Raw genomic sequence first — 26,508 nt, forward strand, 5'->3', positions numbered from 1 at the left:
TATCATTACAATTATGTTAATATTTGTGGCTAAACATTAAATATAATTGTATGCATAAAATTTTACTAAGCGTTTTGTTTACGCTCTTTTTTATCCGTGCAGAAGCAAAGAATGACTATCTCCCTTTTGTAAAGCATAGGAAGAAGTCGGCTCGGATAGAAGAGAGTACTAAACCCCATTTAAACATACGAAAAGAGGGGACTCAGTTTGTAGTAGATTATCATTTTGATGGCGCTTTTATGAGTCGTCACGAAGCTTTAGGAGATATGTATCGTCTTCTCCATATTGACGGATTGAATATGTCCACCAAAGTGGGAGCGCCTTCGTTACCTATCAAGTCAGACTATTTTCTTGCAAGTAAAGGAGAATCGATATCTATAGAGATGGGGAATTTGACCTACTGCGATTATGAAGGGGTCGATATATATCCTGCGTTAGAACAAGCTCGCGATACAGAGGGAGCTCCTGAACCTGAATTTGAGAAAGATCGTGAGATATATGAGAAGGATGCCTTCTTTCCCAAAAATATTGTTTCGATCTCTACGGATCAGCAGATGCGTTCAGCTCGCATATTAAAGGTGAATGTTAGTCCTGTGCAATACAACCCTAAGCGAAAGATATTAAGAGTATATTCGAATTTGACATATAAGTTTCATCGACAAAATGATGCGATCTCTTTGAACGAATCAGATGCAGTTGCTTCTCAGTTAAAAGGGATGGCAATCAATGGAGAGGATGTTATACCGATTGCAAATATTCCCAATATGGCGAATGGCAACAACAAGGACTATATCTTGGTTACAACAGAACGATTTCGTGCGCAAGCCGAACGTTTTGCTTCATGGAAAGCATGTATGGGACATTCAGTAGAGGTGGTTTCGAAAGATACATGGACGGTAGAAGAGGTAGAAGAAGCAGTTCATTCTAGATATCATTCATGGAATGAGAAGCCAAAATATCTGTTGATTATTGGGGATTATGAAGATGTTCCTGCTCGTAAATTTGAAGCAACAGATGGGGATGATTTCTATTCTGATTTAAGCTATGTCTGCATGGATGGTGCTGCTGATTTTACTCCTGATATGGCCAAAGGTCGTCTTTCAGTATCCTCCGTAAATGAGGCAAAAGTGGTGGTGGATAAAATTATCAATTATGAGAAATATCCAATTGAGGATGAGAATTTCTATCAGAATGGATTGAACTGTGCACAATTTCAGGATGATGAGAGGGATGGATATGCTACTCGTCGTTTTTGCCATACCAGTGAAGATGTTCGTGACTATATGATCAATCAAGGTTATGATGTACAGAGAATATATTATGCTAGTAGAGGAGTGAACCCAACACATTTTAATAATGGAATGTTTTCCAATGGTGAAGCTATTGCTCCAGAACTGTTAAAGGCAAATGGTTTTCAATGGAATGGTTCGCATCAGAATATTAAAGCGGCTATTGATGAAGGGAAATTTTATCTACTCCATAGAGATCATGGATATGCTGGAGGCACGGGATGGGCACACCCAGAGTTTTTAACCAATCAGATTGACGACTTAAAGAATGGAGATAAACTACCCGTAGTATTTTCGATTAACTGTCATACGGGAGAATTTCAATTAAAAGAGTGTTTTGCTGAGAAGTTTCTACGTAAAGAGAATGGGGGAGCAGTGGCAGTGATTGCTGCTTCATATTACTCTCTTTCTGGAAACAACGATGGATTGGCTTTAGGAATGTTCGAATCGATTTGGCCTAACCCTGGTTTTAATCCCTCTTTTGGTCATGGTGCGGGGGTAGTTGGCCCACATCCTCATCATTTTGATCATGCTACCACCTCGCTAGGGGATGTTTTGAATTTGGGACTCCTAAGAATGGATGAGACATGGGCTCCAGGAAATACCTCTAGAATTTATACTTACAGACTGTTCCATCTTTTTGGAGATCCTTCTATGAAAATATGGAAAGCTAAACCAACAAAGGTGACAGCAACTTTCCCTGAAAACCTCTCTTGTGGGGATCAAGAGATCACGGTAAAGGATATCTCTCAAGTGGGGGGAATTATTACCGTGGTTCAAGGAGAGAATATTCTTGCAAAGAAAAAGATTACCCAAGCAACAGAGACACTTCATTTTGATGGGGTAGATGATATGAGTGATGTGATGGTGACTATCAGTGGAGATCAGTTATATCCAATCTCGAAATCATACACAATCACTGGATGTCACTCGATACCGAAAGCCAAATTTGATGTATTAGGATCCAAGATGAGCATAGACAACAAAGAAGGGGTGATCTCTTTTAAAGATCGTTCTAGTTATCGACCAAATACCTGGCTTTGGGATTTTGGAACCGATAAGATTGAGTTTTTAGAAGGAACTACGGCCACCTCTCAGAATCCTAAAGTAAAATACCTAGAGAAAGGGCTTTATACTGTATCTTTGGAGGTTACCAATGATTACGGTTCACATAAAATCACAAAAAAGGATGCCGTGGCTCTTTTTAAAGAGGTCGGAGCTATTGATTGTACTGGCGCAACGCAGTCATTGCAATGGTTTGATAATTTGGGAATTTTATCAGTGAAGATAGGAAAACAAAAGATCACTTCACAAGATGCGTCATCGGATAAAGGGTATCAGGACTTTACGTCGAAAACTCCTTTTTATGTCTCTCCTGGAACAAATTCAGACATGGAGATTCTGATAACAGGGGAGGAACAAGATGGAAAAGTCTATTGTGATTTTAATGGGGACAATCATTTTACTGCAGACGAGATGTGTTATGAGTTTGAGGGGAAGCAGAAAAAAGTAGCATTTCTTTTGAGTATTCCCAAAGATATCGAGATCTGCACAAAGTTGCGTCTTCGTGTTATTGTAGATAAGGCATCTAACACCATTGATGATGCCTGTTATGCTCCTGAAAAGGGACAGGTGGAAGATTATGCATTGGTGGCGATGTCAGGAATAGCTTCGGTGTTGACCCAAGAGGCTTCTGCCATTGGAATGAACACCATCACTATTGGAGGACGTGATTTGGGGGCTGCAATGGATCAAGTATTAGAGAAAGGAGTGGTCATTGGCAAGAATGAGGATCCTACTTTGCAGGATATTCGTTTGGCTTCGAATCAGAAAAATATAGATGATTATCAAATAATTGTCTCCGATTTGGAATCTAATACCAGTTACCATTATAGAGCATATGTCATTAATGAAAAAGGGTTGTCATATGGAAATGAAAAAGTGGTTCGTACTTATGGAGTGCTTCCAGAGCTTAGAACCATTACTGTTGAGAAGAATGTTGCTTATAGTCATCGTATTGATTTAAATATTATTCCGGAAGAGAGTTCTGATCAAGTATGGGGGTATCTGTTGGTTTGGAGTCAAGGAGATGATCCAATAGCAACTCCACAAAATGGTAAGATTCTTTCGAATCATGTCATATATCTTCAGTCGAAAGAGAAGCGTTTTGAACATCTTGGTTTGAATGCAAATACCCAATATAACTATAAGGTATATCGTTATGTGAACGAAGGAGAGCATATTGCCTATGAAAAGAGAGGGTCGAATTCTATCTCTATCACGACATTAAAAGAGGGAGACTATCCCACGGCACAAATAAAGAGTCCTGTAAAGGCACTGAGTGGTGTGATGCTTGCAGATCTAGACAATCGTGCAGAAAGAGCAGTAGGAGGTTTCCACAATTTTAAAGCGATGACAGCCAATCTATCTCCAGGATTTCCATATGTATTACAGGTGGAGTATGATTGTCCTAAAGATGTAGAAGATGGAACAATTGGGGTATGGATCGATTTAAATCACGATGGGTATCTGGATCAAAGTAATGAAATCTATGGCTCTAAGAAAGCGAACGAAACGAATGGAGTATTGTCCTTTGAGATGAATGTGTCCACTCCTGTATTTGGACCTACCTTATTAAGAATTGCTTATTATGATTCGAAAAGCAACTTCTCTTTTGATCAGAATATTGGAAAGGCACATCTAGAAGATTATACAATTAATATCGATCCTACGGTAAAGATCGTGGGGCTTTGGAAAGGAACTTATTCGAATCAATGGAACGAAGTGGACAACTGGGATGATCATAAAGTTCCTTCGTCGTCCATTGATGTTAAGATTCGAGATGGAGCCCCAAACTATCCTGTTATCTCTACGAAAGCCAATGCACGTTCTATTGAATTGAGCAAAAGTGGAAGTTTGAATATTGCAGAAGGAGCAAATCTTGAGGTAGATCAAAGTATACAACTTGATGGCTCACTAACATTGGCTTCTAAAGGAAAACTACAAGTAGGGCGAAATGTGTCTTTAAATGGTACCTTACGATTGGAAAATAAGGCACAAATGGTGGTCGTAAAAGATTTATCTACAAAAGGAAATATCTTTATTTATGGAGGTTCTTTAACAGTGGGAAATACGTTATATTCTGACCATGGAAGCCTGTTTCTTCTGAATGAAGGAAGCTTTAATGTTGATGTAATGGCTCATGAGATTGGAAGTGATTGGGTGAAAGGCCAATATGAGCTTATCAAAGGAGATTTTACCTTTAGAAAGGCTCTATTTTCGACTTCTATGGCAAATAGTTTTACGAAAAAAGAGGTGAATTTCATTGTAAAAGAGGAGTTTGGTTTGTCTGAAAAGTCTTGGAGCAAAGGTTTTAATGGTTCGGTGAAATTTGTGGAGAGTGGGCGAGAACATAAGTTGGTCTGCAGCAAACAGGGAAGTTATGTCCATATGAACTCCTTAACTGTGGATATCGGATCAGATGTATTGACACTTTGTTCTCGTGTAAATAACAAAGAGATCAAAGTGGATGGGGATGTAAAGATCCTTTCAGGTGTTGTGAGAACTTACAGTGGGATGACTACCTTAGACAAGTTAGAGTGCCAAAGTTTAGAGTTGACTAAAAATGCTACGCTCGACCTTTCTGATGCGAATATAAGAATACATAAAGATATTGTTGGTGATGGGAACTTTTTATCAGATCAAGCAAGGTTTAAATTTGTTGGTGATGAAACACAACATATTCAATCTTCATTAAATATGTATTCTTTAGATCATTCAGGCACACATATGTTACGTATTGAAGCAACAGTAAAGGTATTGGATCAAATAACTGCTAGAAATGCAGATATTGCGCTAGGAGAGAACCTGACTTTTACTCTAGGAAAAAATGGGACTTCTAATTGGAATGATTATGCGCTAGAAGTTGCAGATGATGCTACATTCCGTAAAGAGATAGGAGTTGAAGATTACACCTATTTTGATTTTGTCTTGAAAAAGAGTGACGTTAAAACCAAGTATGAGTATTGGATTAATGATGGTTCGAAGCAGAATGGATGGATCGATTTTAGACTTCAAGAAATCTCCAAAAGTTCTATCATTGCTGATCACACCATTCCATATGTGATACAGATGAATGCTTCAGATAGTCTGAAAAAGAAAAAAGTTGGTATCCAATTAACCCTTTCTGGTTTTGATCGCCAAGGTTTAGCGTATTATCTTGGATATAAAAATGAAGGTATTTGGGATGAGTTGCGTCTATTGAAAGATCATGGATTCTATAAAGAGTATGATAGCCCTGTGATCGAAATGACTGCAATGACAAAAGCCGATGCACCGAAGGTGTCCATGACATTAATAGACAAGCATCATGGTTTTATTGATGGAGATATCTCTAAAGCGTATCTATATAGAAGAGATCGTTATAGTCAATGGGCTCCTTTAGAAGATTTTCATAAGATTGATTTGACGGGGTATAAAGATAAATTCTTTGTATGTTTTGCACCTAGTGCATCTTCTATCTCATCTCTAGGAACTGTGGATTTGATGAAAACAGCCAAAATTGCAACTTCTGTTCGTATTATGGATGGAGGTACAACATCAGTATATCCAAATCCTTTTGTTTCTACCATTACAGTGGTTGTTCATGATAAACAGTCGCACACATATGAATTGGTGGATCTGTGTGGTCGAGTAGTAAAGTATTTGAAGGTTGATGTAAAACAGAGTTTTTCACTGGAGTCCATTCCTCCAGGAATCTATCTTTTACGAGATACCCAATACGGTTCAATTGTAAAACTTATAAAGAAAGGGTAGATTTTATTTAAGAATCAAAATTAAAGAAAGCAGAACCTACTTGATTGAAGGTTCTGCTTTCTTTTTGATGAGAGTTTTTTTTCTAAAAAAACGAGTGCTCCCGAATGATAGAGCACTCGTGTAATAATGAGGTCTTTGTTGTTGGTAGAAAGACGTTTCTACTGATATAATTATCTTATATCTTTGTTGATATATCATCAACTTGCAGCAAGATAGAAGGAATCTATGCAACCAACCTGCATAAGTAAATAAAAACTTCATATATCTATAAAAAAGATATACTCTATATCTATTACGTAAAATGGAAGTGTGTTCTGCAACACTATGTGTTTAGTTCATTGTTTGCAATCTAATATTCAGAAATACTATATTTTTGAATATTTTAACTCAGACTTTAAAGAATTGACATCCTCTTATGTAAAACTTGATAATAACGTATCATGTAAACTTTTATCAAGAAGCCTCACAAGATCCTAAGTTTCTGTAAAAAAAAAAAACGTTATTAAGACAACTACATTTTCATAATCGTATCACTTCAAAATGATTGTCTTAAATACTATGAAGGTTATTTTTTCTTTCTATTAAAATAAAGTGCAATTGAAACTATATCCTTAGTTCATTATTTGCAATCTACTATAGGAGAATCTCCTTTTTTAATGTAAATGAAAACCCCTCCATAAAGGAGAGGGCATTAACTTTATTTTCTATATTGACAACAACTAGGAAGTTGATTGTATATTGAATCTTTTGCTTTATAATTTGGAGTATCATATCCTTTGTTTGCAATGTTTTTCTCTATATTATCTAAAGAAACCATACTAGGCATATATTGAAGTGACAATTTTTTACTGCTCTTGTCCCATTTCGCACTAGTTACTCCTGAAACCGCATTGGCTGTAGATTCGATCGTTTTTTTGCACATCCCACAATTACCATTAACAATGATGATAGTGCTTTTTGTTTTCATCTTCGTTGCATGGAGAGAAGCGTCGTCATTAGATGATTTCTTTACCTCTTTTATTTTAGTGTGTTTTGCATCGAGACTATGTCTATTATATTGACAACATTTAGGTAGTGCTTTGTATATAGAATCCTTTGCTTTATGGTTTTGAGTATCATATCCTTTGTTTGCAATAGTAAGTTCTATTTGATCTAAGGATACCATTTTAGGCATATAGTGGAGGCTCAACTTCTTACTATCTTTGTTCCATGTTGCATTAGTAACCCCTGTAAGGGATTTTGCAGCTGTCTCAATTGTTTTTTTACACAACTCACATTTCCCATTCACTGAAATAGTAGCTTCACTATTCACCATTTTCATCGCATGGTGAGTGGAATGTCCTTTTGGAGGATTCATCATACTACTTTTATGAGCAAGCTCTGCACTCGCATCAATAATGAAAGTACCTTTTTTAACCACTTTTTCTCCGACATGGAGTCCTGAAACAACTTCATACATCTGGTTATATTGTGGACCTAATACTACATTTCGAGCGATATAGTTTCCCTGTTCATTCTCGACATAAACAATAGAATGTTGTCCAGTCCACATCACAGCACTTTTGGGTACAACAACCATCGACTTTTTGGCATAAGTATTCCATTTGGCCTGAATAAAAGTATTGGGTTTCCATTCACGATCTCTATTTTGTATCACAGCTCTTGCAATAGTGGTGTGATCCGTACTATTAGATGTTGGAGCAATAAATGAGATCGTTGCGGTTTGTACTAGGCTAGGATTTGCAGTCGCATGAATGAGAATGGTGTCCCCAATAGCCACTTGTTTCTGGTCTTGAGCATATAAGTCCAATATAGCCCATACACTTTGATAAGAGTTGAGGTTGTATAGTTTTTGTCCCGCCTTAAGATAATCACCTGTATGAATATTCAAATTGGAAATATAACCACTATGTTCTGCTATAATAGGGAAGTTTTGAATTACCACTCCACTATGTTCTATCTTCTCTATTTGTTGTTTATTAATTTTCCACTGCTCTAGTTTTTTTATTGATGCCTGTTTTAACCTTGGGTTCTGTTTCGACTCAATTAACTCTTTTTGAGCAGTGATCAATTCGGGAGAGTATAGTGTTGCAATGATTGCTCCTTTTTTAATATATTCCCCCTCATAGCTAACATTTATTGATTCGATACGTCCAGTGAGATGAACACTCTGCGTCCTCTCTTCCTTTGGGTTGATCTCTATCTGTCCAGTAAGAGAGAGAGAGTTAAAAGGACGCATCTTTTCTACCATAAAAGTTTCTAGTTCTGCCTGTTTTTTTGCCTCTTCAGAGAGATGGATTCCCTCTTGTGGGAGTTCCATTTTGTCATTTTCTATTTTAATTAAATCCATTCCACAAATAGGACATTTGCCAGGATGATCTTGTCGAATAGAGGGATGCATAGAGCAACTCCATACTTCGGCAACTTTTTCTGTGTGAGTATGTATCTCTTCTTTGTTTTTATCGGAATGTTGGAATCGTGATCCAATAAAAATTCCTAATCCCAAAACTATAAGTATGACGATATATATCTTTTTCATCTGGTCGTTATTTTAAAAGGGTTAATTTAGCATAAAGGACGTGTGCATCTGCTTGACTTTTAGCAAGTGTAATGCGTAGGTTAAGCTGCTGCTCTTCCAGTCTAAGAAATTCAAGATAGGTACTTTCTCCAGCATAATAAGCAGTTTCAATCAATACAAGTGCCTTTGCTGTTGTATCTAGCTGTTTATGTAGCAGAGATATTTGTGCTTGTTTATTTTGGAGCATTTTACTGGTCTCGGTCCATTGAGAGCGAAGGTTTCGTGTTTGATCTAGCTTTCTCATTTCAAGACTCTCTTGCTGGGCATGAACACTAAGATGTTCTGCTTTTGCTTTCTTACTAGAGAATACAGGAAGGGATATTCCTAACTTTACCATAATAGCATCTTGTCCATTATCACTCATCGCAGTGTTATCGTATGGAGTAATAAATGTATAGTTTAATCCGAGACGTATTTTAGGCATTCTATTTTTTGTTATCCACTTCTGTTGTAGTCTGAGAGATTGTGCTTGGGCATCCATTGTTTGAATGGTAGGATTGCTTATAATCTCTTGTTGAGTTAATGTTATTGATCTCCATATGGAGTCTGTTGCTACTTCTAGATTATCAGTACCATGAACCCATCGATTTAATACTGCTGTTTGAGCAACAATACTATTTTGGGTTATCTCTATCTTTGTGGACAATTCATCTATCTGTAACTGCAATCTTAAGATATCCAGTTGAGATGCTTTAGCAGTAGAAAGTCGCTGAGTGAGCCATTCTTTCTGCTTTTGATAATTGCTTTGTTCCAAATGATAAAGCTGTTTCTCTATATTCAATCTCTTTACTTGAAAATAAGCAATTTGCGTTTGATAGGTGATCGTTCTCTCTAATTGATCGTAACTTTTCTGTTGTATCTGAACTTTACTTTGATAAAGCGACTTTTCAGCCTTGTATGTTCCCAACCAAGAAAGTTGTTGTTCTACACCAATTTGACCTTGCATATCTCCCGCTTTGGTGGAAACAGGAGATATATAGTATCCACCTTGAAGCATTGGATCAGTAGGTATTCCACTCGCCTTAGCATCCTGTTTACTCTGCTCAATACGCTGTTGTTTCGCCCGAAGAAGCATATTGTTTTGAAGTGCTTTATTCACATAGTGTTCCAACGACTGACCATAGGAGATATTTCCTACAATAAGTGATATCCATATGACTAATATTATCTTTTTCATCGTACTATTTTTTTAGTTTTCTCTCGGCTCTCCAACCATAAAGGACTGGTACAATAAATACTGCAATCAGTGCTATTGCCATACCTCCAATCGACGGGATCGACATAGGCAACATGATATCCGAACCTCGTCCTGTAGAGGTAATGACTGGAAATAGGGCCAAGATAGTCGTGGCTGTAGTCATCAATGCAGGACGTATTCTTTTTCTTCCCGCCATTACAATAGCTTGGTGTATCTCTTCGATGTTTTTTGGTTTGCGTTTTTCAAACGATTGGTCTAGATAGGTTGCCAAAAGCACCCCGTCGTCGGTAGAAATACCAAAAAGTGCGATAAAACCGACCCATACTGCAATACTTAAGTTGATCGGGTGAACCTGAAAAATTTCACTCAGATGGATTCCAAAAACATGGATATCTAAGAAGCCAGAAGCACTATAGAGTCCTATAAGAATAAATGCCCCCGAGAATGCTACTGTAATACTTGAGAAAACCATTAATGCAGTACCTATAGAGTGAAACTGTAGATACAAAATCAATAGGATCAATATCAAACAGACAGGGATTGCTATTGCTAAACGTTTGGATGCACGCTCTTGGTTCTCATAATTTCCCGAAAACTTATAGTGTATCCCATAAGGGATATGCAACTGATGGTTCTCAATCTGTTTATTTAATAGTTTCTGGGTTAGGGCAACAGCTTCGCCTTCAGAGATTCCTTTCTGAACATCAAAGATGACATAACCAATAAGAAAACCATCCTCACTCTTAATCATTTGAGGACCTGCTTTGTATCTAATCTTTGCCAATTGCCCAATAGGGTAAAGTTTGCCTCTCGAATTAGAAATAAGAAGGTGTTTGATGCTTTCAGCATCTTGTCTGTCGTCTCGATTATAACGGATACGTATATCGTATCTCTCTCTTCCTTCGACACTTTTACCTAAAGGCACACCTCCCAATCCGATCTCCAGTTGCTTCTGGGCTTCCCCTATAGACATACCATATTGTGCGAGTTGTTGTCTATCCCAATCCACAAGAAGATATGGTTTTCCAACAATTCGATCAGCAAAAACGGAAGAGGGAACGACATGTGGCATCTTCTGTAATACTTTCTCTAAGGATAGACCAAAAGATTGGATACTATCTAGTTGATTTCCTAATATTTTAATCCCAATAGCAGCCCTCATCCCTGTTTGAAGCATAATAATACGGGTTTCAATAGGTTGAAGTTTAGGAGCAGAGGTGACACCTGGCAATCTTGTTGCATGGGTAATTTCGTGCCATATATCTTCTTTGCTATGTATTTTTTGACGCCATTGTCTTACAGGTTCTCCTCCACTTTGGATCTCTATGAAGTGGGACAGAGGGATCGCATATGCGCTATCTTTAGAGACTGTTGTACTATCTCTTAGCATAAAGCGTTGGTTCTTATCCACCTTATATCGTAAAACTTCTCCATGATTGTTTCGCGAATATTCATCCTTATAATGAATAATATTCTCATACATTGAGAGAGGGGCTGGGTCCAATGCTGAGTGTATACGTCCAGCTTTACCTAACACACCATCTACCTCTGGAATTTGATTGGTTCGGATATCCAACTGTTGTAACACTCTTCGATTCTCTTGGACTCCAGAATGAGGCATAGAGGTTGGCATTAAAAGAAAATCGCCTTCATCCAGAGATGGCATAAATTCACTACCAATACCTGGAAAGTAATGCTTTAACGACTGGTATACAGTACTATGTTGCACTTTAGACATGTTTGAAAAAAGAGCTCCTAGAGTCGACTCGAATCCTTGCCATGTTAGGAATGCAATCAGGACAAGGGTTAAGGGAATTGTTAGAAATCGTTTTTTATGTTTCAAACACCATCTTAGTATGTTTGGATAGTATCGTTCGAATAGTTTGAAGCCTCCCATCACAAAGAATATAAGTATAGCAACGAAAAATATATTGGATAGTCTAGAGTGTTGATATCCTAATGGATTCCATGCCAATGCTAAAAGAACCGTGATCATCACTATTACCAATACCTGAAGGATTTGTGACAACTTCTTATCATAGTTCGGGTATAGTGCTTTAAGAATGTAGAAAATAGCAAGAATTAGAGTTGGTATAGACCATAAAAAAGAGATAGGAGAGATCCACACCCCAATAGTCAGACCGATGAGTAAGCCCGCGATAAAAAGACCTTGTTTTTTCTTCAACGCCTTCTTCTCAAATTCGTTCTTGAAGAAATAGTAACTAATGGTAGGCAGAATAAAGAGTGCTACCATTAGTGCACCTAAAAGAGCAAATGTTTTGGTAAAAGCCAATGGATGAAATAGCTTCCCCTCAGCCGCTTGTAATGAAAAAACAGGGATAAAGCTGACAATGGTAGTCGAAATGGAGGTAATAATAGCTGATCCGACCTCATTAGTTGAGAGCCACACAACATCAAACCAACGTTTGTCTCTATTCTCAGGATAGTGTATATGTTTGATGAGGTTCTCTACCAATACTATTCCAATATCCACAAGTGTTCCGATGGCAATTGCAATTCCTGATAGAGATACAATATTGGCTGTAATACCAAAATATCGCATCGCAATAAATACAATCAATATCGATAGTGGTAGAAGGGTTGAGATAATTACCGAGGTCTTTAAATTCCGCAACATAATTACCACTACCAAAATGGTAATTAATATCTCCAAATAGAGTGCATCTTTCAAGGTGTAGAGGGTTTCTTGAATCAATTTACTTCGATCATAAAAAGGCTCGATGGTTATCTTTGAAATCGTTCCATCTGAGAGGGTTTTTGTTGGCAGTGTAGGAGAAAGTGTTTCAATTTTCTTCTTCAGATTTTGAAGCACTTCCATAGGGTTTGCACCAAAACGTGCTACAACGACACCACCTACAGCCTCGGTACCATTTTTGTCTAAAATACCCCTACGATTTGCAGGACCAAGAGAGAGATGAGCAACCTGTTTTAGATAGATAGGTACTTGATTTTTTCCATTTGTAACCAGTGCATTCTCTAGGTCGTCGAGGTTTTTAATGTATCCCAACCCACGAATAAAATACTCCGCACGATTGATTTCCATGGTTTGAGCACCAACATCAATATTACTGTTTTTTACTGCCTTGATAATTTGATTAAGCGATATGTTATACGCTCGCATCGCCTCTTGGTTGAGATCGATATGATACTCTTTTACAAAGCCTCCAATAGAGGCAACCTCTGATACTCCTTGTGTAGACATCAGGCTATATTTGATGATATAGTCCTGTATTGATCGTAGTTCGGCAAGATCCCAACCACCAGTATTATTTCCCTTAGAATCTTTTCCCTCTAAAGTGTACCAGAAGACTTGGCCCAAACCGGTAGCATCAGGCCCCAAAGTAGGTTTTACTCCCTCTGGAAGGGTATTTGGTGTCAATGCATTTAGTTTTTCTATGATACGAGTACGACTCCAATAATAATCTACCTTATCTTTAAAAATAACGTTAATAGTGGAGAACCCAAATGCAGAGGCACTACGTACTGTTTTTACCCCAGGAATACCTAAAAGGGTGGTAGTTAATGGGTAAGTTACTTGATCTTCTATATCTTGAGGCGATCTACCTGCCCATTTAGTATATACAATCTGTTGGTTGTCTCCAATATCAGGAATGGCATCGACAGAGACTTTGTTGATTGCTCCGTCACGCTGTGGTGAGAATGGAGAGATCGCAAGTCCTAATGCGATAATTATCCCCATGAGCAACCATACAAATATGCGATTGTTTAGAAAGAAATAAATTGTCTTTTTCATCTCTATTATATTTTATTCATATATATGCTTCTATACCTATATTAATATACAAGTATCAGATTAAACTGTTCTAATCTTAGAATAGCTTTAGAGAAATAGTTTCACATAAAAGGGAGAAAACAATGGGTGCACGTTCCCTATAGTGATTCTATTCACTTTGAATAAAATAACTTAGTTAATGTAAAAATGACTGAAAAAGAATCTGTCGACTTTGGTTTAAGAGAGGAGGAGGAGATAGTACTTGAAATGCAGTACGAGTATCTTCCTGTGATAAATTCCAAACGCTCCATAGTAAAACAGTCAAGACTGCCCCTATATTGGAGATCTCAATATGAGATATGGTAGTATTGTGATTGTCTGTTTGAGGTTTGGATATCTGATTTTTACAGCACTCCGAAGGATGAAGTGATCTGTTTTGGGTTTTGTCACACGTACTTTGTTGCATCATCTTAGAGCTGCAAAATTCACCCTTCTCGATGAAAGACAATACAGTATCTACTCTTTTGCCTTGACAAAAATGCGTCACCAAAGAGAACTGTAATTGAGTTCCCAATAGCACAAGGGTTAATATGAGTGAGTAGAATGCTTTCATTTTCTATCATCGCTGAATGGACAGCAAAACTAATAGTTTTTCTTTAATAAAACACAAAATAATAATACTCGTAATCACTATTTTTATTGATGTTAACATTATTTAGGCTTGAAGATATATGATTTGTCTATTTTTCACGTTTTCTATGCAGAAAGAGTGCATAGCTACTATGTACTTTTGAATTATTAAGTCGTTTTGTACTACTTCTAGAGATAAATTCAACTCTCTGAAGTATGACGTTTACTCCTACACCCCTTGGATTTATACTATGACGATTTGATCATTTTTTATTTAGAGTCCCTTCATAAATAGATTAATGAAGGGACTTTTTTTGTATAACTAGATAGAATTAGATGTAACAATAGGTTATGGTGCCCATTTGTTTGTGAAACAAACAAATACAGCAGATTACATACGATTCACGTATATAAGAGCACTAACAAGGGGGGCACCTACCTAGTGGTTATCCTCATTTGGGAACATGACAATTTATGGTGAAAATATATTGTACGACAGCATTTATTTTAATATGTTTAAAAAATGTATTATTATGAATTAAAAATAAAATTTTATAATGAGAAATATCATTCTATTTTGTTTGACTTTTGGGATAATTATGATCTTTAGTGATAATGTGTTTTCAGAAGAGATATCCTTATCTGATGTGGATGGAGAGGCTGTCGCATATATAGATACAGAAAAAGAGAATACAGTTTTTCTTTGGGATGGGACTCCAGAGGCCTACTTAATAAAAGAGAAGAATTGGTATAATGTTTATGGATTTAATGGATTGCATCTAGGTTGGTACGAAAAAGGCTTGGTATATACTCATAAGGGGTATGTTATTGGTTTTAAAAAGGGATGTATGAATATAAAAGTAAGTTTAAACGAAGAAAAGTCAAGAGTTGATTACCTTCCTTTTAAGCATCCTAAAGAAAAGGTTCCTGAAAAACCTAAATTTATAAAGCAAATTACATATTCTGAATGCTTGGGTTACTTTCTTCGAATGGGAAGAGATTAGCATAAACAAGTAAATTTAAAATCAATTGTTCTAGATCTAGTCAGACGGCAGCTTTATCAAATAAAACTAGTTATCAAAGTAGATCTTTTTTTTAAAATTGTGGATGTTGGGAATAATGCATCCTTCGTTTTCTTTGATTCATAAGTTTGGCATCGATATTTAAATGGTTTTATGTCTTGTTGTAAAGAATAAAAGTGAGATTTCTTCTAAATCATAAAATAGAAAAGAGAGCACTTTTATTTTATGCACGAAAATGAAAAACAACACGAACATCTAAACCGAAAAACTCTATAACAAAGCATTTTATCAAATTAATAGTTGCTATTGCAAAAAAGAGAGACATTATTTTTTCTATTATCGTAGAACTTTGGTAATTTCACAATAGAAAAATAATATGTTTAGTAATGAAAAAATCAAGGGGAATCATATGGGCTTTTTTGGCCTTATCTACATTGACTGGATGTAGTTCTTTTTCGAAACAGAATAATAAACAATACTCTATCAAAGAAATTTCACAAAAGGTCACCACAAACATTATTCAAGGTGAAATACCCACAAAGGATCTTAAGTTCTCCTATGAGAATATAGATTTAAATGGAAATGGGAAACCTGAATGTTTTGTGGGGATTCCTAATGGATATTATTGTGGTAGCGGTGGATGTACATTCTTTCTCATGGATGAAAAATTAGATTTAAAACAGCAGTTTAGTGTTAGTGATGTTCCTTTCAGAGTCCTTAAGAGTTCTCATGATGGTTGGAATGATTTGGTGATCATGAGTAATGGAAGACCACATTTGATGATCTATAAAAATGGACATTATCCATCTAATCCGTCTGTAGAGCCTATTTGGAAGGGGAATGAGAGTGTGGTTAAAAAGACGGTATTCGGAAACTACTATAAAGGAGCTAAAAGATACGCTTTATAATAGCCAAACGAAAAAGATACAAATGTATCATGGTTTCATAAATGAGATAGTGATACTAAAAAAACAAATAACGATATCTAATGATTCAAACAAAGGTTATCACGATCGGGGATGAGCTACTTATTGGACAAGTAGTGGATACCAATTCTGCATGGATTGGACAACACCTTAATGAAATTGGGGTTAAAATAGACAAGATAGTCTCAATTAGAGATACTGAATCTGCTATTTTAAATGAATTGGACGATCCGTCGATGGACATTATTTTAGTTACAGGAGGCCTGGGACCAACAAATGATGATATAACCAAAGAGACAGTCGCCAAATTCTTTGGAACAGAACTCTATTTAGATCAAACATACTACGAACAATTAGAAGCATTCTTAGCATCCTATAATCTCGCAATGAATGATCTAAATAGAGACCAAGCATTGGTTCCTAAAGGTTGTAGAATAATAGATAATAAAAAGGGGACTGCACCAGGAATGCATTTTCATAAAGAAGGGCAACATTTTTTCTTTATGCCTGGAGTACCTATGGAGATGAAATTAATGATGGAAAACGATGTGATTCCATTTATCCAAACACATTATTCTCTTCAATCAGTCCATCATCATACCGTTTTAACCACAGGGATTCCTGAATCGGAGTTAGCCATCAAACTAGAAGAGTGGGAAAATGCTCTTGACAATGGCATTTCGTTGGCGTATCTACCTAATTATGATGGAGTTCGATTGAGGTTAAGTTGTTATTCTGGAGATAGTTCTTTAATTACTGAAATTGAAAAACAGGTTGCATATTTGAAAGAAACTTATCCTAGTTTTGTTTATGGGGAAGGAGAAGAGACTTTGGGAGAAGTGATTGCAACTAAATTGGTACAGAAGGAGCAATTTTTGGCAACTGCAGAAAGTTGTACTGGTGGATATATAGCACACTCTTTTACAAAAATGGCAGGAGCTTCTCAATATTTTAAAGGATCTATCGTAGCCTATGAAAATGAAGTAAAAATAGAAGAGCTTAATGTGGCTGCAGAGCATCTTTTTCAATTTGGTGCGGTCTCTAAACCCGTAGTTACTCAAATGGTGCGAGAGACATTAAAGAAGTTTCAAGCAAACTATGCAATTGCAACTTCTGGAATTGCAGGGCCTACTGGAGGGACAGAAGAGAAGCCTGTAGGAACAGTTTGGATAGCTGTTGGCAATGGACGCCGTATCGTTACCAAATGTTTCCAATTTGGAAATGAGCGTGAACGTGTGATCCGCAAAGCAACCATGACTGCGATGAATATCTTAAGAACTGAATTTTTGAATAATTAATAATCATATGAATAGATTACTTAAAATTGTGGGAATTATCATTGGAACGATTTTGCTTCTGATGATTCTTGTTCCATTTTTCTTTAAAGATCGTATAACCCAAGAAGTGGTCACTGTAATAGAGAAAAATGTGGATGCTAAGATCTATATGGAATCCGCGTCCTTATCTCTATTTAAAAGTTTTCCAAATCTAAATGTAAGTATCGACGATTTTAAGGTGGTGAATAATAACAAAAAATTCACCAAACCAATTATGGCTCTTAAACGTCTAGAGCTAGATGTAAATGTATCCAGTTTGTGGAAAGAGAAATCTTTAGATATACTTAAATTTGAATTGGTAGAGCCTTATGTGTCCTTAGAAATAACCAAAGAGGGCAAGCCAAACTGGGATATTGTAAAGTCGTCAGAAGAGACTGCTGCACCTGAAGATAGTGCAACAGAAAATAGTAGTTCTGGAAGTAGTTTTGGAATCAATTTGAATGAAGTGATACTAGACCAAGCGACTTTTGCCTATGTAGATCACGCTTCTAATATCTCTTTTGAGATGAACAACTTCAACCTGAAACTTCAAGGAATGATGAAAGGAGTGGATACTAATTTATCCATGGAGACCAATGCAAACATCTCTTGTAGTTATGAAGGAGTCTCTTATTTGACACATATTCCCGTATCTCTGACTACAGACGTTCAGGCAAATTTCGAGAAGATGTTGTTTACTATCGTGAAGAGTGATATGAAAATTGAGTCTTTTCCTTTGGTTGCTCAAGGTTCGTTCCAAATGGATGGAGACAATTATGTTCCAAATATTAAAATACGTTGTCCTCATTCCTCTTTTAAAGAGGTGTTAGGCTTAGTTCCTGATGCATATAAGTCTTACTTGGATGGTTTGGATATGACTGGCAAATTAACCTTTAGTAGTAGTATTGAAGGAGTCTATAATGATCAAACATATCCAAAGTTCAACCTTCACTTTGAAGTAAAGGATGGACATATGAAATATGCTGATCTTCCTGAATCGGTAGAAAATATCCAAGTAAGGGCAATTATCTCAAAAGCACAAGGAGATCTAGATCTTACCAAAGTAGATGTTCCTGTGGTAGAGATGAAAATTGGAGGACAGCCGGTTAAAGCATCTTTTGGTGTAACTCAACCCATGTCTAATCCTAATTTTGTTGCTGCATTCCATGGAGATATGAATTTGGAAACATTAAAGAAATCCATTCCTGTAAAAATGGAAACCTTGACTGGTCGTATTGCTGGCGATATGAAACTGCAAGGAACAATGGATCTTATTGAAAAAGAGGCATACGATAAATTATATATGTCTGGGACACTTCGTGCTAGTGGAATCAAATATAAAGATGCATCTCTGAAATATCCAATTGAAGTTCCAACTGCAGGAATGGATCTAAGTGCAAAGAAGATCACTCTTAAAGAGACAAAACTAAGAGTGAATGGGGATGAAATTACTTTTACTGGTTACCTTCAGAACTACTTTCCATATCTATTCAAAGATGGGGCAATTCAAGGAAATATGTCGATACAGAGTAAACGTATTGATACTAAAACATGGATGTCTCTAATGGTAGAGGAGAAAAAAGAGACGACGGCAGTGTCGAAAGAGAAGCAAGATAAAGTAGAAAATGACACAAACTCTGTGTCGGTTGTACAGATACCAAAAAATATCTTCATCGATGGTTTTCTGAATATTGATAAAGTAGTATATGATGACATCGAAATAACCGACATTCTTGGAAAAGCAAAAGTGGAGAACCAAAAAGCTGTTTTAAATAACCTTTCAATGAAGCTATGGGATGGCTCCATGGTAAGTAACGGTTTCTTTAACACACAAAATGCTGAAAAACCAGACTTTAACTTCTCTTTTAAAGCCAATGGAATTCAGATAGCGAAAGCCTATAGTGCCTCTAAAACTGTTCAAAAATATGCACCGATAGCAAATGACAGCAGTGGGGAAATCGCTGCGAACATGAATATTAGAGGGGCTTTAGATAGCAAACTAGCTCCTTTGTTTAATACTTTTAATGGAGGTGGAGTGTTTAGTTCTTCCGAGATCTTATTAAAAGCAACAGGAACGACTAAAGAGATTGCAAATTTAGTAAATGGAGAGAATAGCTCGGATCACCTTCGTGTAGGTAAATTCTCTGCTAACTTTGATTTAGTAAATGGTGACTTGACACTTCACCCTGTTAAAACGACCGTTGCAGGACAAAAGTTGACATTCTATGGAAATCAGAATCTTGCAGGACAGATGAGTTACCAATGTGATTTTCTTATTCCTAGAAACAAACTTTCAGGAGATGTAAAGCAAGTGGTTGATATTATTCCAGGAGCTAGTGGCATCAAAGAGTATAATATAGGCATGTCGATTACTGGGGATATAAGCAATCCAAAAGTGAAATTAGATTTGAGTAAAACGAAAAAACAGATTCAGAAAGAGCTAGAGAATAGCGCTGGAGATAAGTTGAAAGATGAGATTAAGAATATTGGAAATGCTCTAAAAGGACTTTTCTAATTGTGATATTAAGATGATAATGTAGGGGAGTGGCTCATGTTAGTCACTCCCCTTTCTTTTTGGATATATGGATTTGGGGTTGTCATTGTGTATTATTTTCAAATATTTTGTAAAAAAAACAGACCGAATGAGTACTTATTTGTAATTCCATTCAACAAAAGTAAAAGTATTTTTAATGTTTTCTCCTCTTTATTCGTAATAAAGAGATACGTATAAAAGCCTATTTTTATAGTCATCATAATACTTAAATTGTAATGCTTTGGGCTAATCAATACCAATAAGTAGCCTGACATTTTTTGTAGGATAATTTTAGCAAGAAAGATTATTTAAGCAAATAGGGAGTCATATTAATATTTTTCAGCAAATATAAGTAGTAGAATGAACTAGTTATTGGTTCACTTATACTAAAAAGATTGCCATATGGGTTGTAATTATTGAATTTGGAATATCGGGATCAAATATTCTAACCAAAAGGGAATAATGTTAAAAGTTTAAGAAATTGACTCTCCTTAACGTTTATTTTTTGGTTTCAACACTTTTTTTAATCTTACTTTTTGATCTATTTTGTATCTTCGTAAAGACGAGAGGAAGACTATATTTTAGTTGTCTTCTGAAATAAAATTGATGTGAAATATTAATCGTTTGTCCAGCAACTATGGAGAATAAAATATATACAATTATTACGGGGTCTGGGGCGTCTATCCCTCCACGTATTGTAAAAAATGAAGAGTTTGTAGATCATACATTCTATCAACCTGGTAAAAAAGTTCCTTTTGAGACTCCAGGAGAAGAGATTACTTCAAAATTTGAAGCAATTACTTGTATTGCTGAACGTCGTTATGTTGCGGAAGATCAGACTGCATCTGATTTGGCTGTGGAGAGTGCTATTGCTGCATTGGAAGATGCAAAGCTTGACAAAGAGGAGCTTGATTTTATTATTGTAGCTCACAACTTTGGAGATGTAAAGAGTGGTAGTACTCGTATCGACAACATGCCTTCTTTGGCGAACAAAGTAAAGGATAAACTAAAAATTAAAAATCCATCGACATTCTGTCATGATAATATCTCTGGTTGTCCAGGATGGACTCAAGCAATGATTATTGCTGATGCATATATTCGTGCTGGATTCTGTAGAAAAGGATTGGTTATCGGAGCGGATGTTTTATCTCGTGTTTCAGATCCACACGATAGAGATACGATGATCTTTGCTGATGGAGCTGGTGCTGTAATAGTTGAAGCAACTGAAAGTGAGACTCCAATAGGAATATTATCCCATGAAAGTCGTTCTGATGGTGGTAAATTCAGTCATGCATTGCAGATGGGAAGCTCATGGAATCCTGACTATGATCAAACAGAAGAGGTGATTAAAATGGCTGGAAATCAAATCTATGTATATGCCCTTACTACTGTTCCTGGTGTAGTTAAAGCAAGCATTGATAAGGCAGGTCTTGATCTTAAGGATATTCATAAAGTATTTATCCACCAAGCGAACGAAAAGATGGATTTGGCTATCTTGGAGAGATTGTATAAGCTTTATAAGCAGAAAGATGTGGATTATAGCATTATGCCAATGTCTATTCGTGAGTTAGGAAATTCGTCTACTGCAACGGTCCCTACTTTGTTCGATTTGGTTCGGAAGAATAAGATTGAGGGACAGTCGATAGAGAGTGGACAAAATATTGTATTTACCTCTGTGGGTGCTGGGATGAATATTAACTCAATTATCTATAGAATTCCATAATTATTTGGAAATCTACATATAAAAAAAATAGAGCACAATAAAAAAATGTGCTCTATTTTTGTTCCCTTTCTTATTAAACTTCTTTGGGTTTCTGAATCATTAGTCCAATTCCCATAACAATCGAGGTGATTACAATCACGATAAAAAGCAAACTACTCTCTATCTCTGTTATCATATAATCTTTCGGTATCGCAAAGAAAAGTAGTACGGAGATCAGACCCCTCGGTGCAATATATGCCTCTGGAGTAATATCTTTTTTAAAAAATATTCTTAGAAGGATATAGTGAATTAAGTAGATCCCAACAATAAATAGTCCCGAAATAAGAATATTTTGAAACGATAAAATATCATCAAAAGAGAGGTACATTCCAAAAAGTACAAAGAACAGGGTACGGATGAAAAAAGATCCTTCATCCGTAATGAGTTTAAAGTGCGAAAGAAGCTCGTCAGATAGAGATGGGTCCACCCAATCTTTTGGAAGATGAAATTTCCTCAATAGGGTGGTATGATTGCTCAATAATACTCCATAAATAAGAATCAATAGAAGAGAAGAGAGGTGAAAACTCTTTCCAATAGCATATATTAATACAAGTACTGAGATAAATACAGAAAAACGGATATGTCGATGAACCATTTTGTGAAAGATGTAAAATAGTAGTATACTACTAAGTATAGATACAATCACAGTCAATACAGTATTCGAAAGAATATTTATGGTTACTTTTATAGCACTACTTTCTCCTAAGTTGTTGACCAAAAAGTAGAAAGCCATAATTCCGAGAATATCTGAAAAAGTACTCTCATAAATTAAAAAATCACGCTTCTTCTCAGACATATGATGTACACTTGGAATCACGATAGCACTACTTACAAGAGATAGGGGAAGCGCATATAAAAAACACTGAGTCCAGCCTAGATTCTGTAAAGTGTAATGAAAAATTGTAGATAATAGCAACATGCAACAAATCAAAGAGATTAGTGCAAGCCAAAAGGATTTCAATATTAATGTTTTCTTTTTAGATGAAATCTTTAGATCTAATGCTGCTTCTAATACAATAAATATAATTCCCACATTTCCGAGAAATTCTAGAATCTTCTGCTTCTCAAAATATATGTCATATTTACCAAAAAGATATTGAAGAAGCACACCTAAAAGAAGTAAACTTAAGACAGTTGGGAATTTTGTTTTCTTATTCAATGCCCCAAAAATGGCTGATAGTATCATGACTAAACATAACACCATGATCATTCCAAATGTATTCATATAGTATAGTGGATTATTGTTTGTTATTTTGATCGCTTCTAAAAAAGACTTATATCTATAAAACAAATAATAGACCTTGTTGTTTATGTTGTGTCTATATTAAAATTATAGTTTATGTCAATTTATCAGATATTAATGCCTAAACTAGGCGAAAGTGTGGTAGAAGGTACAATCTCAAAGATTATGGTATCCGAGGGAGACACCATCGTTGAAGACGATCTACTCCTAGAGATAACTACTGCAAAAGTAGATTCGGAAGTTCCATCACCAGTGGCTGGTACTGTTACAAAGATATACTGTGAAGAGGATCAACTCCTTTCTGCAGGAACACTTCTTATGGACATCAGACTTGAAGGAGAAGAGGATGATGAGCAAGAGGAGGTTCAAGAGACAGAAGTGGCTTCCACTGAACAGGAAAGACCACAAGATCAGACAAAACGATTTTTGTCTCCTCTCGTAAAAAAGATGATGAACGAATATGGGATCTCTCTAAGAGATCTCGAAAAAGTTCAAGGGAGTGGAGTAGGAGGTCGCGTGCAAAAAGCGGATATTCTTAATTATCTTGCCAAACAAGAAGAGGTTGCTCCTCCAACACAAAAGAGTCATTCCGAATCTTTTAAATCAGTGATCGAAAACCCATCACCAAAGGTTCAAACACCTGAACCTGAAGTTTTCACTGCAAATGGAGACTATCTTGAAATGGGAAATACACGAAAAGTGATAGCACAAAGAATGGTAGAGTCATTGAGTACTTCAGCACACGTTACAACCGTAGTACAGGCAGATGTGACCTCATTGGTTCAATGGAGGAAAAAGACAAATCCACAGGTAAAAGAGAAACATCAGGTTTCAATTTCGTTCTTATCAGTATTTGTTGAAGTTGTAACCAAAGCATTGAAGAGATACCCTAAATTAAATAGTTCAATTGTAGGAGATAGGGTCCTTTTGAAAAAGGATATTAATATTGGTTTCGCTGCAGCCACTGAACAAGATGATCTTTTTGTTCCTGTAGTTAAAGATTGTGATGAATTGAATATCATTGGGATCTCAAAACGTGTACAAAAGCTAATAGACAAAGTAAGAGATGGTAAGTTAGGTATCGACGAAATGACTGGCGGTACTTTTACACTAACAAATTTTGGTTCTTTTAAAGGTCTGTTTGGAACCCCAATTATCAATCAACCAGAAGTTGCAATTTTGGCTTTAGGAAATATTGAAAAGGTTCCTGCAGTAATCGAAACAGAACTTGGGGATGTAATCGGAATACGCCATAAAATGTATCTATCCCTGTCTCATGACCATCGTATCATTGATGGAATGCTGGCTGGAAAATTCTTACAAGCAATTGTAGAAGAAATTGAATCCTATAACCCTAATGTGATCTAATATGAAAAATATTAATAAACTTCACGATCTTGAGACCCCTGCTGTATACAGTATTCTAAAAACTCCCAAAGAACAGTTAGAGGCATGGTATCGTCTAATGACCATTGGACGTATGGTGGATGAAAAAGCACCAAACTATCTAAAACAAGCATTGGGTTGGTCATATCATGCACCTTATGCTGGTCATGACGGAATCCAATTGGCACTAGGACAGATATTTCACAAAGAACAGGATTATCTATTTCCATATTATCGAGATATGTTGACCTGTTTGTCTGCAGGGATGACCTCCGAAGAGCTGATACTTAATGGGCTATCCAAGGCTTCTGACCCTTCTAGTGGTGGTAGACATATGTCTAATCACTTTGCAAAACCGGAGATCAATATCGAGAACGTTTCATCATGTACAGGGAATCACACCCTTCATGCTGTTGGGGTTGCTAGATCCTTGAAGTATTATAAAGATGAAGGTGTTGCATTCTGTTCACAAGGAGAAAGTTCTGTTTCTGAAGGGTATGTGTATGAGGCGATAAATGGTGCATCTAAAGAGAAACTACCAGTAATCTTTGTTTTCCAAGATAATGGATATGGTATTTCAGTTCCCAAAAGAGATCAGACAGCTAGAAGAAAAGTAGCTGATAACTTTAGAGGATTCAAGAATCTTCGTATTATCCATTGTAACGGGAAAGATGTTTTTGACTCAATGAATGCGATGACTGAGGCTTATCGTTGGGTTAAAGAGAACCAGATGCCTTGTATTGTACATGCAAATTGTGTTCGTATTCACTCTCATTCAAATAGCGATAGACACGATCTTTATCGAGATGATAGCGAACTTACTTATTCAAAAGCTTACGACCCATTAGCGAAGTTTGAACGACTTCTTTTACGTTATAAAATCTTTACCAAAGAAGAACTAAGCGAGATAATGAAGGAGTCGCGAGAGGTCGTCATCAAAGCACACCGTAAAGTGATTAAAGCAGAAAATCCTACGCCTGAGAGTATCATGGATTTTGTGATTCCAGAGCCTTATTTCTCAAATAAATATCCTGAAGGACTACATCAGGATCAAGGACCTAAAAAGAAATTAATAGAAGCCCTAAATGAGACATTAAAAGCAGAGTTTAGATATAATCCCGAAACGTTCCTTTATGGACAAGATATGGCCAATAAAGATAAAGGAGGGGTGTTTAATGTGTCCAAAGGAATGCAAAAAGAGTTTGGTAAAGAACGAATTTTTAATGGTCCAATAGCTGAAGACTATATTGTTGGGACTGCCAATGGTATGACTCGCTTTAAGAAACAAAATATACGAGTTGTGATTGAAGGAGCAGAGTTTGCAGATTACTTTTGGCCAGCAATGGAACAATTTGTAGACTCTTCGCATGACTACTGGAGATCTAATGGGAAATTTTCTCCTAATATGACTATTCGTTTGGCTTCTGGTGGGTATATTGGTGGTGGAATATATCACAGTCAAAATATTGAAGGATGTTTAACTACATTCCCAGGGGTACGTATAGTATACCCATCCTATGCTGATGATGTTGCAGGACTTTTAAGAACTTCCATTAGATCTAAAGGAATGACGATGTTTCTAGAGCCTAAAGCACTTTATAATTCTGAAGTTACTGCAACTCCAATTCCAGATGATTTCGAAGTTCCTTTTGGTAAATTAAAAGTTAGAAAAAGAGGAGATGACCTGACAGTCATAACTTATGGGAACACAACTCCAATGTGTGTAGAGGTTGCAACAGAACTTGAAAAAGAGGGCTATAGTGTCGAAGTAATTGATCTTAGAAGCTTAATTCCATTGGATATGGATGGCATTAAAACCTCTATCGCTAAAACGAATAAGGCAATCATGATTCACGAAGATAAGGTCTTCTCCGGTTTTGGTGCTGAAATTGTTTCACAGATTATGGAACAGTGCTTCGAACAATTAGATGGACCCGTGAAAAGGATAGGAGCAACATTTACCCCTGTAGGTTTTAACCAAGCACTTGAGAAAGCAACCCTACCAAATAAATTGTCTATAAGAAATGCTATTGTTGAGATCCTAAAGTATTAATTT

General features: G+C 36.4%; 13 protein-coding genes. 8 read left to right on the forward strand and 5 right to left on the reverse strand.

The window, feature by feature from the left end:
- Window positions 1-50: 50 nt before the first annotated feature.
- Window positions 51-6,104: a T9SS type A sorting domain-containing protein gene (locus K4L44_07255; protein ID QZE15621.1), complete on the forward strand. Its 6,054-nt coding sequence runs from the start codon at window positions 51-53 to the stop codon at window positions 6,102-6,104.
- 697 nt (window positions 6,105-6,801) lie between these two features.
- Here K4L44_07255 and K4L44_07260 read toward each other — a convergent pair.
- The 4 genes from K4L44_07260 to K4L44_07275 form a co-directional block, all read right to left on the reverse strand.
- Entirely contained in the window at window positions 6,802-8,643 is a 1,842-nt protein-coding gene (locus tag K4L44_07260; GenBank protein ID QZE15622.1) for an efflux RND transporter periplasmic adaptor subunit, read from the reverse strand.
- Between the two features lie 7 nt (window positions 8,644-8,650).
- Window positions 8,651-9,859 (reverse strand): TolC family protein, encoded by a 1,209-nt coding sequence (locus tag K4L44_07265; protein ID QZE15623.1) that lies wholly within the window; start codon window positions 9,857-9,859, stop codon window positions 8,651-8,653.
- A 4-nt stretch (window positions 9,860-9,863) separates the two neighbouring features.
- On the reverse strand, window positions 9,864-13,655 hold the full coding sequence (locus K4L44_07270) for an efflux RND transporter permease subunit (protein QZE15624.1): 3,792 nt from the start codon (window positions 13,653-13,655) through the stop codon (window positions 9,864-9,866).
- A gap of 175 nt (window positions 13,656-13,830) precedes the next feature.
- Window positions 13,831-14,208 carry a hypothetical protein gene (locus K4L44_07275; protein ID QZE15625.1) on the reverse strand — a complete coding sequence of 126 codons (378 nt, stop codon included), beginning with the start codon at window positions 14,206-14,208 and terminating at the stop codon, window positions 13,831-13,833.
- A gap of 613 nt (window positions 14,209-14,821) precedes the next feature.
- Between K4L44_07275 and K4L44_07280 the strand changes: the two genes are divergently transcribed.
- The 5 genes from K4L44_07280 (at window position 14,822) to K4L44_07300 (ending at window position 21,784) form a co-directional block, all read left to right on the forward strand.
- The gene (locus tag K4L44_07280; protein QZE15626.1) at window positions 14,822-15,268 is read left to right on the forward strand and encodes a hypothetical protein; all 447 of its coding nucleotides are present in this window, start codon (window positions 14,822-14,824) and stop codon (window positions 15,266-15,268) included.
- 404 nt (window positions 15,269-15,672) lie between these two features.
- Window positions 15,673-16,194, forward strand: a complete 522-nt coding sequence (locus K4L44_07285; protein QZE15627.1) for a hypothetical protein — start codon at window positions 15,673-15,675, stop codon at window positions 16,192-16,194.
- An 80-nt stretch (window positions 16,195-16,274) separates the two neighbouring features.
- Entirely contained in the window at window positions 16,275-17,510 is a 1,236-nt protein-coding gene (locus K4L44_07290) for a CinA family nicotinamide mononucleotide deamidase-related protein (GenBank protein QZE15628.1), read from the forward strand.
- Window positions 17,511-17,517: 7 nt separating this feature from the next.
- A complete protein-coding gene (locus tag K4L44_07295; protein ID QZE15629.1) occupies window positions 17,518-20,043 on the forward strand; it encodes an AsmA family protein in 2,526 nt (841 codons plus the stop codon).
- Between the two features lie 655 nt (window positions 20,044-20,698).
- Complete coding sequence (locus K4L44_07300) at window positions 20,699-21,784, forward strand: ketoacyl-ACP synthase III (GenBank protein ID QZE15630.1); 1,086 nt, start codon at window positions 20,699-20,701, stop codon at window positions 21,782-21,784.
- 73 nt (window positions 21,785-21,857) lie between these two features.
- On the opposite strand, the gene K4L44_07305 is transcribed toward K4L44_07300, so the two are convergent.
- Window positions 21,858-23,048 carry a cation:proton antiporter gene (locus K4L44_07305; GenBank protein ID QZE15631.1) on the reverse strand — a complete coding sequence of 397 codons (1,191 nt, stop codon included), beginning with the start codon at window positions 23,046-23,048 and terminating at the stop codon, window positions 21,858-21,860.
- A gap of 114 nt (window positions 23,049-23,162) precedes the next feature.
- Here K4L44_07305 and K4L44_07310 point away from each other — a divergent pair, with 114 nt between their 5' ends.
- Window positions 23,163-24,434 (forward strand): 2-oxo acid dehydrogenase subunit E2, encoded by a 1,272-nt coding sequence (locus tag K4L44_07310; protein ID QZE15632.1) that lies wholly within the window; start codon window positions 23,163-23,165, stop codon window positions 24,432-24,434.
- 1 nt (window position 24,435) lies between these two features.
- Window positions 24,436-26,505 carry a 2-oxoisovalerate dehydrogenase gene (locus tag K4L44_07315; protein ID QZE15633.1) on the forward strand — a complete coding sequence of 690 codons (2,070 nt, stop codon included), beginning with the start codon at window positions 24,436-24,438 and terminating at the stop codon, window positions 26,503-26,505.
- Window positions 26,506-26,508: the final 3 nt, after the last annotated feature.

The organism is Prolixibacteraceae bacterium, assembly GCA_019720755.1.
GTDB lineage: Bacteria > Bacteroidota > Bacteroidia > Bacteroidales > Prolixibacteraceae > Halosquirtibacter > Halosquirtibacter laminarini.